Origin of the sequence: Myxococcus sp. SDU36 (assembly GCF_030168875.1) — a bacterium.
Taxonomy (GTDB): domain Bacteria; phylum Myxococcota; class Myxococcia; order Myxococcales; family Myxococcaceae; genus Myxococcus; species Myxococcus vastator.
The window spans coordinates 8,380,156-8,393,799 of the sequence record NZ_CP077414.1 but is presented as its reverse complement, the minus strand read 5'-3'; the positions used below and the strand labels follow the sequence as shown (position 1 = coordinate 8,393,799).

The following is a 13,644-nucleotide window of genomic DNA, read 5'->3' as shown; positions in this document are numbered from 1 at the left end:
TCACCACGTCCGCAGCGTCGACAGTGAGCGCTCCACGCAGGCGGACAGCGCGCCGTAGTCACGCTCGGGCGCGGAGAAGGAGACGAGCACGAAGCCGTCCTTGCTGGGCACGAAGTACACCAGCGTGCGCGCCCCGCCCGTCTGTGAGAATTCGTAGCGCGCCACGGGCCCCGCCGGGAGCGTGCCCTCCGTGTCCTGGAGCAGCTTCCCGGGCACCTTCAACCCCGCCGCCCCCAGCACTGCCTCCGGTCCCGCATCCAGGACTGCGGGACCGGGTCGTACCGGCTCGATATGCGGCGCCTATTGCGGTTGCAGACGCTCGGCCATGAAGTCGACGAACGCCCTCAGTTTGGGCGTGAGCTGACGACTGGCCGGCCAGAGAACATTGAACTGATCGGTTTCGGCCACCCACTCGTCCAGGATGGACACGAGACGGCCGTCAGCGATTTCGCTACGGATCGCAAAGGGAGGCAGACAGGCAATTCCCATTCCCTCTATCGCCAACGCGATGAGCGGATCGACTGCCGTCGCGCTCATCCGTTCGGGCAGGACGATCTTCCCCTGCCTTTCCGCACGAGCAAACGGCCATGGTCGTATCTTGCCGGTGCTTGGCGAACGCTGGTGAAGACACTGATGAAGCGCCAGATCGTCAGGGGTGTCTGGCACGCCGCATCTTGCCAGGTAGGCGGGTGAGGCGACAATTTTCAGTCGAAACCGTCCGACATTGCGGCTCATCAACCGGCTGTCCGATGGTTGCCCGGTGCGCACGACCGCATCGAACCCTTCCTCCACAACGTCCACCAGCCGGTCTGTGAAATCCAGGTCGAGTTGTACCTCAGGCCAGGCGCGCATGAAATCAGCCATCACGGGTGTCAGTAGCATGCCGACCAGCGGCAGGCTCACGCGCAGCCGACCTCTTGGCGTTCGATTGGACCGAGCAAGCTCGGCTTCCGCTGCCTCGACCTCCTCAAAGATGCGGCGGCAGCGTTCGAGGAACATCCGCCCTTCTTCTGTCAGGGTCATATTGCGCGTGTTGCGATGAAACAGGCGCACATCCAGCCGTTGTTCAAGCCGCACCACCGCCTTGCCAACCGCAGAGGCGGAAAGACCGAGCTTGCGGCCGGCCGCAACGAAGCTGCCCGTTTCAGCCGATTGCACAAAGGCATCAAGGGCCGCGAGTTTATTCATCTCCACCAGATAGCGGAATCTTTCTCCGCAGTCATCGGAATAGCTGCATGTTTTTCCGATAAAATCCGTCAGCTATCTCTGGGTCTCCGTAACCAAGGAGACGCACATGATCCCCGCCTTCACTATCCAGCCCGCCCCAACGACCTTCATCGTCAACGTGATTCATGTTCACCCTGGCAAGCAGGAGGAAGCGTTCCAGTTGATCCAGGATGTCGTCCACTATGTCGCCGAGCGGAAGCCGGGCTTTCTGTGGAGCAACCTCGCCAAGAGTACCGATGGGCTGACCGTCGTGAATATCGAGGCGATCTCCGATCCCGGAGATGTCGAGATCTTCTTTTCCGATCCCATATTCCTGGAGAAATTCGGCAGGCTCGACACCGTCGCGTCCAGCGAGTTTCACACCTACACCGTGGGCGATCTGGTGCTGCCGAGGACCTCGGCGTGACGGCCCAAGTCGATCGGCTGCCGGTGGCGGGACTATGCGCGCTGGCGGTTGCCGGCTTCGTCACGATCCTGACAGAGGCCCTGCCGGCCGGCCTGCTCCCGCAGATCGGAGATTCGCTGGGTGTGAGCGAGGCCATGGCCGGACAGTGGATCAGTATCTATGCGCTGGGGTCGCTGCTCGCCGCGATCCCTTTGACGGCAGCGACGCGAAGCTGGCGCAGACGACCGCTCCTGCTCGGCGCCATCATCGGTTTCGCCATCGCCAATCTGATTACGGCCCTGACGGCGAGCTTCATCACCGCACTGGTGGCGCGTTTCATCGGCGGTGTATCGGCAGGCCTGTTATGGGCGTTGCTAGCCGGTTATGCGGTTCGCATGGCGCCGTCCCGTCTCGCGGGTCGGGCCATGGCCATCGCGATGGCGGGGACGCCCTTGGCGCTCTCCATTGGCATCCCGGCCGGCACGTTTCTGGGCATCCTTGCCGGTTGGCGACTGACCTTCGGGTTGCTCAGCGTCATCGCGCTGCTGCTGGTCGGCTGGATCATCGCGAAGGTGCCGGATTTCGCCGGCGAGCCTGAAACGCAACGTCCGTCATTGGCCCAGGTCTTTGCGGTGCCAGGCGTGCGGCCGGTGTTGGCGGTGACGCTCTGCTTCGTGCTGGCCCACAACCTCCTCTACACCTACATCGCGCCGTTGCTGACCAGCCACGGCATGGCCGACCAGATTGACGGTGTCCTGCTGGTCTTTGGTGGGGCCGGACTTGTCAGTGTCGGTCTGACGGGTGCCCTGATCGACAAATGGCTGCGACCGTTGACCTTCGCCGGCATCAATCTGTTCCTCGCAGCGGCGTTCATACTCGCGTGGACGACCGGCGCGCCGTTGGCAATCTATGGGGCCGCGCTTATCTGGGGGCTGTCATTTGGCGGGGCGGCGACGCTCTTTCAGACCGCGTCGGCGCGCGCGGCTGGCCCAGCGTCCGATGTGGCCCAGGCGATGATCGTCACGGCATGGAATATCGCGATTGCCAGCGGGGCCATCATGGGCGGCGCCATTCTCGGCACTGCTGGAACAGGCGGATTACCGTGGGTAGGTATCGCCCTGCTTACCGGCGCCGCTGGATCAGCACTCTGCATGAAGCGCAGCCCCAGCGAGTTGCAGCTGGCAAACCCGAGATAGCGGCAGCTATCGGTGATGCTCTGCGGCAAAGCTGACTGATTGGAGGCAGCAGAAGGGCGGTTTCAGCCGGTCATCGCAACGCTTTGAGCGAATACCTCGGCGGGCACCGCCCGCCATGTGATGGGGTAGCCAAGTGGTCGACGGCATCAGCCTCCAAGCTGACAAGTCTCCAACCCGGCTTGTCCACTCGGGTGACCCCTTCTCAGCCCGGTATCAGGAAACGGGCGATGATGCGTTTGAGGCCCACGTCTCCGCCGAACTCCACCGTCACCTTCGCGTTGGGGCCGTTGCCGTCCGCGGACACCACGCGGCCCACGCCGAACTGCTCGTGGCGCACGCGCATGCCGCGCACGTCCCCGCTCACGCCGTCCATGTCCGACGCCTGGGAGTACGAGCGGTCGATGCGTGGGCCGTCGTCCTCGTCCCAGGTCCGCTTGCGCGGCGTCGAGGGCACCATGGGCTTGGGTGCTTCGGGGACCTGCTGCGCGCTGATGCCGAACAGCGCCGGAGGCACGTCCCGCAGGAAGCGGCTGGGCGCGTTGTAGCGGAGCTCACCGAACAGCGAGCGGCACTGCGCCAGGCTCACGAAGAGCCGCTTTCGCGCACGCGTGAAGCCCACGTAGCAGAGGCGCCGCTCCTCGGCCATCTCCTCCGAGGGCTCCCCCTCCGCCGAGGCGACCTCGTTCAGGAACGTGGACTCCGACTTCACCGCGCGCGAGTGCGGGAAGACGTTCTCCTCCATGCCCGTGAGGAAGACGGCGTCGAACTCCAGGCCCTTGGCCGCGTGCAACGTCATCAGCGCCACCCGGCCGTCGCCCACCTCCGCGTCCGCCTCGCCCACCAGCGAAATCTGCTCCAGGAAGGCCTGCAGCGCCGGCACGTCCGCCGTCAGCGGGGCCGCGTCCACCTCGGGAGGGACTTCGCTGGGAGGATTCGCCGCGGCCGCCACCGCCGCGGCGGCCCGATTCAAATCGAACTCCTGCGCCGCGCCCAGGAACTCGCGGAGGTTCTCCGCGCGCGTCTGCGACTCGTCGCTGCCCTCGGCCTGAAGCGTCTCCACCAGCTTCGTCTCGCGCAGCATCTGGTCCACCGCGCCCGCCGCCTCCTCGTTCGTCTGGGCGAAGGCCGTCAGTGACTCCAGCAGGTTGCGGAAGCCCTTGAGCCGCTTCACCGCGGCGCTATTGAGCGCGGGAATCAGCTCCGGCTGAGACAAGGCCTCGTAGAGGCTCACGCCGCGCGTGTTGGCGAAGTCCGTCACCCGCTCCACCGTGGTGTCGCCAATGCCACGCGCAGGAATGTTGATGATGCGCAGCAGGTCCGCGTCCGAGCGCGGGTTCACCATCAGCCGCAGGTACGCGGAGGCATCCCGCACTTCCGCCCGGTCATAGAAGCTGCGCCCGCTCACCAGGGTGTACGGGACACGCGCCAGACGCAGCGCCTCTTCCAGCACGCGGCTCTGCGCGTTGGCGCGGTAGAACACCGCCATGCTGGAGAGCTTGATGAAGCCCTCCCGCTGGAGCGCCAGAATCTGCCGCGCCACCTCCTGCCCCTCGGCCCGCTCGTCGCGGTTGAGCATCAGGTTGAGCGTCTGGCCCCGCTGGCGCTCGGACCAGAGCTTCTTCTCCATGCGCCGCGTGTTCTTCCGGATGACCTCGTGCGCCGCGTCCAGGATGTTCTGGTCGGAGCGGTAGTTCTGCTCCAGCTTCACCACCCTCGCGCCGGGGTACTGGCGCGGGAAGCCCAGGATGTTGTCCACGTCCGCGCCACGCCACCGGTAGATGGACTGGTCATCGTCACCCACCACCACCAGGTTGGCGGAAGGGGGCGGTGCCAGTTGCTTCAGCAGCGCGTACTGCACCGGGTTGGTGTCCTGGAACTCATCCACCAGCACGTGGTGGAAGCGGCGCCGGTAGTTCTCCAGCACGTCCGGCCGGGTGCGGAACAGCGTCACCAGCAGCAGCAGCAGGTCTCCGAAGTCCACCGCGTTGGCCGCGCGCAGCCGGTCCTGGTAGGCCGCGTACACCTTGCGCACCAGTTGGCCCCGCTCGTCGCCGGGCGCGACCTGCATGTGCTCCGGCAGCCGGGCCGCGTTCTTCTCCTGGTCGATGCGGTGGAGGATTTCGCGCGGCTGCAAGGACTCGATGCCCGCCTCGCGCATGGCCCGCTTCACCACGTTGAGCTGGTCCGAATCGTCGTAGATGACGAAGGAGCGCGTGAGCCCCACGTGCTCCGCCTCGCGGCGGAGAATCTGCGCCGCCGCCGAGTGGAAGGTGCTCACCACCAGCTCGTTCGCCTGGGCCCCCAGCAGTTGCACCAGGCGCTCGCGCATCTCTCGCGCCGCCTTGTTGGTGAAGGTGACGGCCAGGATGCGCCACGGGTAGACGGCGTGGACCTTCACCAGGTACGCCACGCGCCGGGTGATGACGCGCGTCTTGCCGCTGCCCGCGCCTGACAGGACGAGCAGGGGGCCGTCACCATGCAACACGGCCTCGCGCTGAGGCGCATTGAGGTCTTCGAGGAGGGCGGATTCGTGTGGGTTCGCGGGAGACATTCGGGAGGCAGCCCATGCTTCTAACGTCTTTCCTCCACCAATGGGCACCCTTCCGCGGTCCCCGCCCGGCCGCCCGGCCCCCCAAGCATGCGGCGGGCTTATATAATGGTGCGCCTCCATGTCCGACTCCACGTCCGGCGCCCCTTCGAGGCCTTCCCAGGCCGACCTGGACCGTTACGCCGAGCAGTTCTCTCAGAGCCTCACCCTGCGCCTCTTCGGCGCGCAGCTCAGCTTCCCGGAGGGCCGGAAGGTGGTCGTCACCCTCCCCGAACTGCGCCCCGAACACCGGGGCGGCGCCGGCAGCGCCAGCGCCGTCAACGGAGGCATCCTCGCCGCCCTCTTCGACTACGCCGTGGGCTGCACCGGCGCCCTGGTGGACCCGGGCCGGCGCTGCGCCACCGTGCAGCTCTCCATGAGCTTCGAGCGCGCCGTCACCGGCGACAGCCTGCGCGTGGAGTCCGAAATCGACAGCCAGACGGTGTCCCTCGTCTTCGCCACCGCCCGGGTGTACGACGGTGAAGGCCGGGTGTGCGGCCGCTGCCAGGGCGTGGTGAAGCTCTCCAACCTCCGCTGGCCGGCGGGAGACAGCCCCGCCGTCAACTGACCCTTGCCCACCCCGCCCCACATCTTCCCAGCCTCCGTCGATATGTCCGCGCCGGACACACGTTCTGGGGGCACTGGGGAGCAGGCGTGCTCTCCGGACGCCTCTGAGCGACGGGAAGACGGCATGAGTGCAGCCGTGCAGGGCCTGCGGATGACGACGCTGCGATTGTCACAGGAAGCCGACGAGCCGGCCGAGGCGACGGCGCCCGGGAAGGACGAAGCCCTCCTCGCGCGGCGCGCCCTGACGGGGGACCGGGCGGCCTGGGACGCGCTGGTTGCACGCCATCACCGGCGGGTCGTGGTATCGCTGCTCGCACGTGGCGTCCGGGTGGACCGGGCGCAAGAGCTGGCCCAGGAGACCTGGGCACGGCTCATCCAGCAACAGCAGCGCGGGCTGCTGACGGAGCTGCGCCTGCCCAACCTCGCCCTCACCCAGGCTGCCTTCCTGGCCGCGGACGACGCACGACGGACCCGTCGCGAGTCCATTGCCGGGGCGGTGGATGAGCTGCCGGAGCGTCACCACCCGGTGGACCCTTCGGTGTCCGCGGAGCGGCGCCTGCTGTCCGAGGAGCAGCTCTCCCGTGCCCATGCCGCGCTGGCGCAGGTGTCCCCCAGCGCACGAAACGTCTTCCTCCTGGCCTGTGACGGCCAGGAACTCCCCCATGCTGAAGTCGCCTCGCGCGTTGGCCTGTCGGTCCAGCGCGTGCGGCAAATCCTGTGCGAGGTCCGCAAGAAGCTGCGCACCGCGCTCGAGGAGGAAACCCATGCTTAAGCCCCACCTCACCCGCGACGCCGCGGAGCAGTACATCCTGGGGGCGCTGGCACCGGAGAAGGCCGCGAGCCTCGAGGCGCACACGCTGGAATGTGAGCCGTGCGCCCGCCTGCTCCAGGAAGAAGCCCTGCTGTCGGAGCAGCTCCACGAAGTCGCCAGCACCCACGCGCCCGCCGTCCACGTCATCCGCCCGGCCCGATGGGAGACTCGACGTCTCACGGCGGGCCTCGCGGGTGCCGCACTGGCCGCGGCGGCGGCATGGGCCTTCGTCGTGCTGCCCGGCGGACGGCCACCGCCCGCCGCGCCCAGCACATTGGCCCTTCACGTCGAGCCGCCCTCGACGGGATTGGAGACGGAGGTCGCCGAGCCGCAGGCCATCGTCGTGGCGTGCCCGGACCTGGCCACACAGGCATCCTGCACCCAGGCGGCCGAGGAGCGTGGGCTGCTCGTCCAATATCCCTGGGGCACGGGTGAAGTCCCGCGCTACGAGGCCCGCACCGGCCTCCCCGAGGGTGCGCTGAGCGCGCGCCGCCCTGTATCGCTGTGAGGGTTCCCGTCATGGACTTCCGGAAGAAACTCGCCGCCCTGCTGCTCGCGCTGGCCTCCACCGGGGCGGGTGCGCAGCCGTCGGACGGTGCCCAGAAGCTGCCAGTCGGCTGGTATGTGACGGAGAGCGCCCCCAAGCGCTACGAGGCCGGCGTGGACAGCCGCGCCACGTGCGAAGGCAACCGCAGCGCCTACCTCCGCTCGCTGTCGCCGGACGAGAATGGCTACGGCACCTTCATGCAGGCCTTCGGCGCGCACGACTTCCGGGGCAAGCGGCTGCGCTTCTCCGGCGCGCTGCGCATCAAGGACGTGGAGGGCTGGGCGGGCCTGTGGATGCGCGTGGAAGGGCCCGACCCGAAGCAGCCCCTGGCCTTCGACAACATGCAGTCGCGCGCGCTGGTGGGCACCGCGGGCTGCAAGCGCTACGACGTGGTGCTGGACGTCCCGAAGGAAGCCACCACCATCATGGCCGGCCTCATCATCAGCGGCACGGGCCAGGCCTGGCTGGACGGCGTTCGTTTCGAGGTCGTCGACGCGTCCGTGCCGGTGACGGACCTGCTGGGCTCGCGGCCGGTGGTGGCCGCGGCCGGTCCCTCGGGCCTGGAGGACGACACGCCCGCGCCGGTGACGAAGAACGACCCGCTGCCCCTGGGCCGCGTGGGCGACGTCTGGTTCAACCATGGCCGCGTCGCCGCGGACAAGCCGTACACCCGGCGCAAGGACGGCGTCTGGGTGAGCATCCTCGGCGAAGAGGTCTATGAGCACGGCATCGCGGTGACGGGCACCCTGGGGCAGCGCGCGCTCGACCTGAAGCTGAAGGCCGGTGGACGGAGCACCCTCGTCGAGGGGACGTGGGGTGAGGAGCCCGTCAACATCCAGCTCACGCCAGAGAGGCTCACCATGCGCTGGGGCCGCAACACGCGCGAGCTGGCGAGGCACCTGGACCCTCAGGTGGACACCACGTGCAACCGCTACCAGCGCACCGAAGGCCCCCGGGTACTGGACCAACTGGACGTCTGCGGCGCGGCGCTGGGCACCCGTCCGCCCAGCGCGCAGCTCGTGATGTCCCTTCTGGCGAATGGCTTCAGCCCCACGCTGCCGGCGGCGAGCCTCCCCATTCCGCAGCCCCCCGTGCGCAGCCGCCAGGCGCTCGACACGGAGCGGACCGCGGTCCCCATGTCGCCCTGAGCGCGGGGAGCCCATGCGCATGGGCCCCGGCGTGAGACGGCGGACGTCCCGTCAGAAGGCGAAGTCGCGCTCCAGGGTTTCGCTCCCCGCCTGCACGGACAGGTGAGCAGAGCGCGCGCCGGTGGACGACGCGGACGTCAAATCAAAGGCAATGCCCTCCGGCCCATGGGCCGGCTTGAGCGAGGGACGCCCAGGACTCAGGAACACCGCCGCCGTCACCGTCCGTCCAGACAGGGGCTGCACCAGCAGGCGCACGCGCTGACGCTCACGCACCAGCACCACGCGAAAGTCGCGGCGCTCATCCAGCACCTCGCGCTGCTCCGGCAGGCGGGCGGCGTGAGCGCGGTGGGAGACAGGCGCGCGCGAGGTGCGCGCGGAGCGGGCCACCGTCCCGTCCTCGTCCAGGTCCAGCGCCTCTTCGATGGCCGCCTCGCCTTCGTCCAGCGCCAACACGGCCTGGGCACACTCACCACAGCGCGCCGTGTGCGCATCCAGCCGGGTCCGCTCGTCCTCGGACAGCAGCCCCATGTCGAGGCGCCAGAGGTCGTCCGCGGTGAGGTGCCGGCGGGGGGGCATGTCCACAGGGGCGGCATCCGCCATGTCCGCGCGGCACGCGTCGCATTCCTGAAGGTGGGCCGTCAGCGTCTGGGGATTGGCCGTCCAGGTGGCGACCAGGTCGTCGCAGCCGGCGCGCGCGGAGAACCACCAGGCGGCGTCCTGCTCGGCGAGCTCGAGGAGGTCGCGCTCCTGCCGGCGCTGCGGATTGAGTGGGATGAACCAACGCGCTCGGGGACGGAGTGCTGAGTCCAGGCCCTGGAGCGCGGCGAGAAAGCGGTCTCGAAGCTGCGCGGACTCGCCGTCGAGGGCTCCGTGAAAGCCCTCCCAGACGGCCAGGGCGTGTGCGGCGGAGGCGGCCCTGTCCCGGGCGGAAAGTCCCTCCAGCGCGGAGGCCCGCCACATGTCCGCCTCTTCACCGCCGTCGAGCGCCACCTCGACGGCTTCTTCCGCGGCCCTCAGCAGCACCGGCTGCAGCGACTGCGGTTTCTGCGACTTCAACCAGGCTTCCACCTGAGGTCGACCCAGGCCCCGCAGGGCGGCGTCCACACCTTCGGTCTCCAACCGGGAGCGCCGGCGCAGCAGGTCACCCGCCGCCTCGAGCACTTCACCGGGAGAAGCCGTGCCCGACAGGAGCTGCGCGCGGCGGGCGGAATAGCGGGACAGCGTATCTCCAACAATCATGGGTTCATTCCTCCTGGGTACCCCGGGTGTGGCGGGGAAGGAGGCGGCTCACGCTTCCTCCCCATGCGACTCGCGATGAAGGTCCAGCAGGTAGAGCTTGAGGTAGGCCTGGGCCCGGCTGACGCGCTTGTAGCTGTTCACCACGGTGATGCTCAGGCGCCGGGCACATTCTTCGTGATCCTCGACGTCTTCGTGGTGGTAGAGGTCCCAAGCCGAGGCTTCCTTCGGGTGCTCCTGCTGGAGGCGGGCAAATGCCGCCCAGTACAGCTCCTGGGCTTCGGCGCGCTCTTCACGCCGCTTCCCGAGCTCGACGGCGCGAGCCACCTCGGAGGGTGGCTCTTCCATGGCGTCATCGGGGTCCGACGGAGGCGCCGCGAGTTCCTCGCGGTGCTTCCGGTAGAAGTCGATGGCCACGTGCTTGACGATGCGCAGGAAGAACGTCTTGGGAGACGCGCTCCGGCCGGGCATCTGCTCCGACACGCCGCGGAACTGGTCCAGACCCCGGTCGATGAACTTCCCGACCGCGTCCTGGAAGAGCTCGTCCGCGTCCGCTGGGGAACCACGACCGTAGCTCGCCTGAATCTTGCTGATGACGTACCGCGAGGGCCGGGCCCACCGCTGCACCAACGCTCCAAGCGGGCCGCCAACAGGCTCGCCAGTCGCGCGGCGGCGGGCCACCTCCGCGAACAATTCATCATCCGTGAGCTGCTCGTACACCGGAAGGACCTGGGGGCTGCGCCGGGGAAGACGCCCCGGGATGTTGGGTTACGGGGATGTGGCGCGGCAAGGTACCACGTTGGCATCCGCAGGCAGCCTCCGAGACAAGCAGGGAGCGCCAACCCGGCGGAATCACCGGACAATTGGCACCCGCGAGGTCGGACGAAAGCCGCGTGGCGTTCCTGACGGGATTTATAGAGCGGCCGTTCGGAAATCGGACCCGGAAAATCCCCCTGTCAGGAACAGCGAGTGCCCGCGTCTTCGCCCCCATCGCTTTCGAGCGCCCAGCCGAAGCGGCCCTACAAGCCGTGGTTCGAATCCACACAGATGCCCAACAGGCATGTGACGACGGATGGTCCGTCACTGATCTTGGAATCAGCCAACTGGCTTCTTCACTCGGGCGCTCAACCTTTCCCTTCTTGAGGATTCGCGTCATGTCCCGCCGCACCATCGTCATCGGAGACCTTCACGGCTGCTACGACGAAGCCGTGGAGCTGCTCGGCAAGGTGGGCGCGACCTCCAGCGACCGGATCATCTTCGCGGGGGACCTGGTGGACCGCGGCCCGAAGCGCCGCGAGTGCGTGGAGCTGGCCATGCGGCACGAGGCCATCCTCGGCAACCACGAGGAGAAGCACCTCCAGCAGCGCCACCGGGCGGACGAGCGGCTGCTCCCCGACCACCTCGAGACACGCCGGGTGCTCGAACCCGGGCACTACGACTGGATGGCCCGGCTGCCTCACTACCTGCGGCTGCCGGAGCACAACGCCATCGTGGTGCATGCCGGAATGCTCCCGGACCTGCCCGTCGAGAAACAGGACCCGTACCACCTGCTCCATGCCCAGTGCATCCGGCCTCCGGCGGCCAAGAGCTACTGGCCGTCCAAGGCGCCTGAAGGCTGGAACTTCTGGACGCACCACTGGAAGGGCCCGGAGCGGGTCATCTTCGGCCACACCGTCTTCGACGCGCCGCTCGTCACCGAGCACGCGGTGGGTATCGACACCGGGTGCGTCTACGGACGCTCCCTGACGGCGGTGGTGCTCCCAACCTGGGAGTTTGTCTCGGTGCCGACCCGGAGTACGTACCGGGGCGGCAAGGCCGTGGCCCGGATTGCGGTCCACGGCGACGTGTCCGTCTTCTCATAATCAATTTCGCGCCCGGCCGACGGGGTCCAACACGCCATACAGCTACGCGGGTTCGAATCCCGCCGGAGCCCTTCGGGGCTCCGTGGCTCAGCGGTCGAGCACTGGGACCTTTAATCCAGAAACCGGCCTCGTCACTCGGGCGCACCCTTTCCTCCCCCATCCTCACTTCGTACGGGCCGCCTTCGCTGACGCGCAAGGCACCCGTGCGTCCACGCGCGGTGCACTCCGCTCGCCTCGTCGCGAGGGGTCCGCCCCGCGCCTGACCCGCGGCACGCCCCAAGGGGACACCATGACGACCCAGACGCAGAACCCGAACGCGCTGCTTCCCGAGTCGCAGCGCGGTCCCGCCGAGCGGCTCCTGGACCTGGTGCTCGGAGGCTCCGCCCACCTGTGGCACAACCGGCCTGGCCTGGATGTGAATGGCACCTGGTACGCGGCGGCGCATGCCACGCCGTTCCAGCGTGAAAAGGGGCGTCCGGTGAAGCCGGGCCTCTTCGTTCCCGCCGCGGTGAAGCTCTACCGGCAGCTCCTGGACATCTACCGGCTCAACGCGGAGCTGATGGCCCACTTCGCGTCGTACGCGCTGACCCAGACGGACTGGCGCGACCTCAAGGTCGCGACGTGCGCGCTCATGCTGGTGCAGGAGCACGCGGGTCAGCCCGTGCGCGACGAACAGGGCGGCGTGGCCTTCCACGACGACGACTGGCGCGCCATTGGCGAGGCGATGGTGCTCCACTACGAGCGCAAGTCGACGCGCATGCTCACGCCCAAGGCGGTGCTGCGCGTGGCGGAGCTGCTGGAGCACCCGGAGATTGCCCGACTCAACCGCGAGGCGGGCTTTGGTGACCCGGCGTCCCGGAAGGCGCCGCTGGGCCGCTGGAAGCGCGTGGCGTCGAAGTGGCTGGCGGCGCGTGAGGCCAACATGCCCATGCTCCAGGGGCTGGTGAAGGCGGGCTACAAGGAGACGCTGAAGAAGCTGGCGCGCAAGGCGGGTTACAAGCCGCGCGCGCAGGGCTTCTTCGAGGTGCTCGGCTGGAAGCAGAAGCAGTCCGCGCAGGGCCACCGCGAGGTGGGCCTGAACGGGCTGACGCTGGTCAAGCGCGAGCGCTTCGACGGCCTGTCGGAGGCGGAGATCTGCGAGTGGATCGACCTGGAGCGCCTCTCCTACAAGGAAGTCGTAGGACGGCTGCCGAAGGACGTGGGCCTCACGCCGGCCATCATGGCGGCACTGCTGCCCTCGCTGTCGGACAGGGACTTGCGGCTGATGACGCCCACGCTCGAGGAGCTGGGTCTGCTGACGGACCCGGCCATCCGCGCGCGGTGGGAGCAGGCGGTGCACACGGCCACCGACCAGCGGGCGCTGAACATCGCGAAGAACGTCCGCAGCGAGGTGCTGCGGCGCAAGTTGGAGGAGGCCAGCGACAACGCGGCACGGCAGGCGGTGGCGGAGGCGACGGCGGAGACCGACGTGCGGGTGATGTTCCTCATCGACAAGTCGGGCTCCATGGAGGGAGCCATCGAGAGCTCGAAGGAGGCGCTGTCGCGCATCCTCGCGGGCTTCCCGATGGACAAGCTGCACATCGCCGCGTTCGACACCCTGGGCACGGTGCTGCGTCCGAAGGCCGCCAATCGCATCGCCGTCCAGCACATGCTGGCGGGGCTGCGGGCATCGGGTGGAACGGCGCACGCATCCGCGCTGTACGCGCTGCACCGTGACGGCGTTCGCGTGCCGGAGGACGCGAAGCTGGTGGTCATCGTGGTGGGAGACGAGGCCGGAGAGGCAGGCGACCAGTTCGCCCGGGCATTCCGTGACCTCCGCATCCCGGTGTCGGCGATGGCCCTGATGGTGTCGGTGGCACATGCGCGGGGCTCGACGGTCCGAACCTGCGCCACGCAGCTGCGAGTGCCCTTCAGCGAGGTGAACGTGGACCAGTTCGAGGACCCGTACCAGGTCACCCGGGTGCTCAAGGCGCTGCTGGATGCGCCCACAGTGCCTGGAACCGCCCAGTCCGCCTGGGTGGAACGGGTGATGCGCACGCCGCTGCTGAAGGTGGCGTGAGGTCAACGCGGTGAGGAAG

Annotated in this window: 13 protein-coding genes; 8 read left to right on the top strand and 5 right to left on the bottom strand. The window is 68.3% G+C overall.

What is annotated here, in order from left to right; translation table 11 throughout:
- Positions 1 to 240, bottom strand: coding sequence for a hypothetical protein (locus KGD87_RS34330; protein ID WP_284665133.1), 240 nt, complete (start codon positions 238 to 240; stop codon positions 1 to 3).
- 60 nt (positions 241 to 300) lie between these two features.
- Positions 301 to 1,188 carry a LysR family transcriptional regulator gene (locus tag KGD87_RS34325; RefSeq protein ID WP_284665132.1) on the bottom strand — a complete coding sequence of 296 codons (888 nt, stop codon included), beginning with the start codon at positions 1,186 to 1,188 and terminating at the stop codon, positions 301 to 303.
- Between the two features lie 106 nt (positions 1,189 to 1,294).
- Here KGD87_RS34325 and KGD87_RS34320 point away from each other — a divergent pair, with 106 nt between their 5' ends.
- Together KGD87_RS34320 and KGD87_RS34315 are read left to right on the top strand one after the other, a co-directional pair.
- A complete protein-coding gene (locus tag KGD87_RS34320) occupies positions 1,295 to 1,633 on the top strand; it encodes an antibiotic biosynthesis monooxygenase (protein ID WP_284665131.1) in 339 nt (112 codons plus the stop codon).
- On the top strand, positions 1,630 to 2,808 hold the full coding sequence (locus tag KGD87_RS34315; RefSeq protein ID WP_284665130.1) for an MFS transporter: 1,179 nt from the start codon (positions 1,630 to 1,632) through the stop codon (positions 2,806 to 2,808). The genes KGD87_RS34320 and KGD87_RS34315 overlap by 4 nt, the downstream gene beginning before the upstream one ends.
- Positions 2,809 to 3,010: 202 nt before the next feature.
- On the opposite strand, the gene KGD87_RS34310 is transcribed toward KGD87_RS34315, so the two are convergent.
- Positions 3,011 to 5,359: an ATP-dependent helicase gene (locus KGD87_RS34310; RefSeq protein ID WP_284665129.1), complete on the bottom strand. Its 2,349-nt coding sequence runs from the start codon at positions 5,357 to 5,359 to the stop codon at positions 3,011 to 3,013.
- A gap of 118 nt (positions 5,360 to 5,477) precedes the next feature.
- On the opposite strand from KGD87_RS34310, the gene KGD87_RS34305 reads away from it, so the two are divergent.
- The 4 genes from KGD87_RS34305 (at position 5,478) to KGD87_RS34290 (ending at position 8,468) form a co-directional block, all read left to right on the top strand.
- Positions 5,478 to 5,963, top strand: a complete 486-nt coding sequence (locus KGD87_RS34305) for a PaaI family thioesterase (RefSeq protein WP_284665128.1) — start codon at positions 5,478 to 5,480, stop codon at positions 5,961 to 5,963.
- Between the two features lie 135 nt (positions 5,964 to 6,098).
- Complete coding sequence (locus KGD87_RS34300) at positions 6,099 to 6,734, top strand: RNA polymerase sigma factor (protein WP_350102631.1); 636 nt, start codon at positions 6,099 to 6,101, stop codon at positions 6,732 to 6,734.
- Positions 6,727 to 7,281: an anti-sigma factor gene (locus tag KGD87_RS34295; protein WP_284665126.1), complete on the top strand. Its 555-nt coding sequence runs from the start codon at positions 6,727 to 6,729 to the stop codon at positions 7,279 to 7,281. The genes KGD87_RS34300 and KGD87_RS34295 overlap by 8 nt, the downstream gene beginning before the upstream one ends.
- 11 nt (positions 7,282 to 7,292) lie before the next feature.
- Complete coding sequence (locus KGD87_RS34290; RefSeq protein ID WP_284665125.1) at positions 7,293 to 8,468, top strand: AraC family transcriptional regulator; 1,176 nt, start codon at positions 7,293 to 7,295, stop codon at positions 8,466 to 8,468.
- A 51-nt stretch (positions 8,469 to 8,519) separates the two neighbouring features.
- Here the strand turns inward: KGD87_RS34290 and KGD87_RS34285 are convergent, their stop codons facing one another.
- Together KGD87_RS34285 and KGD87_RS34280 are read right to left on the bottom strand one after the other, a co-directional pair.
- Positions 8,520 to 9,707, bottom strand: coding sequence for a hypothetical protein (locus tag KGD87_RS34285; RefSeq protein ID WP_284665124.1), 1,188 nt, complete (start codon positions 9,705 to 9,707; stop codon positions 8,520 to 8,522).
- A 48-nt stretch (positions 9,708 to 9,755) separates the two neighbouring features.
- The gene (locus KGD87_RS34280) at positions 9,756 to 10,424 is read right to left on the bottom strand and encodes an RNA polymerase sigma factor (RefSeq protein ID WP_176416384.1); all 669 of its coding nucleotides are present in this window, start codon (positions 10,422 to 10,424) and stop codon (positions 9,756 to 9,758) included.
- A 434-nt stretch (positions 10,425 to 10,858) separates the two neighbouring features.
- Between KGD87_RS34280 and KGD87_RS34275 the strand changes: the two genes are divergently transcribed.
- Entirely contained in the window at positions 10,859 to 11,566 is a 708-nt protein-coding gene (locus KGD87_RS34275; protein WP_284665123.1) for a metallophosphoesterase, read from the top strand.
- Positions 11,567 to 11,855: 289 nt separating this feature from the next.
- Positions 11,856 to 13,625: a vWA domain-containing protein gene (locus KGD87_RS34270; protein WP_284665122.1), complete on the top strand. Its 1,770-nt coding sequence runs from the start codon at positions 11,856 to 11,858 to the stop codon at positions 13,623 to 13,625.
- Positions 13,626 to 13,644 lie beyond the last annotated feature (19 nt).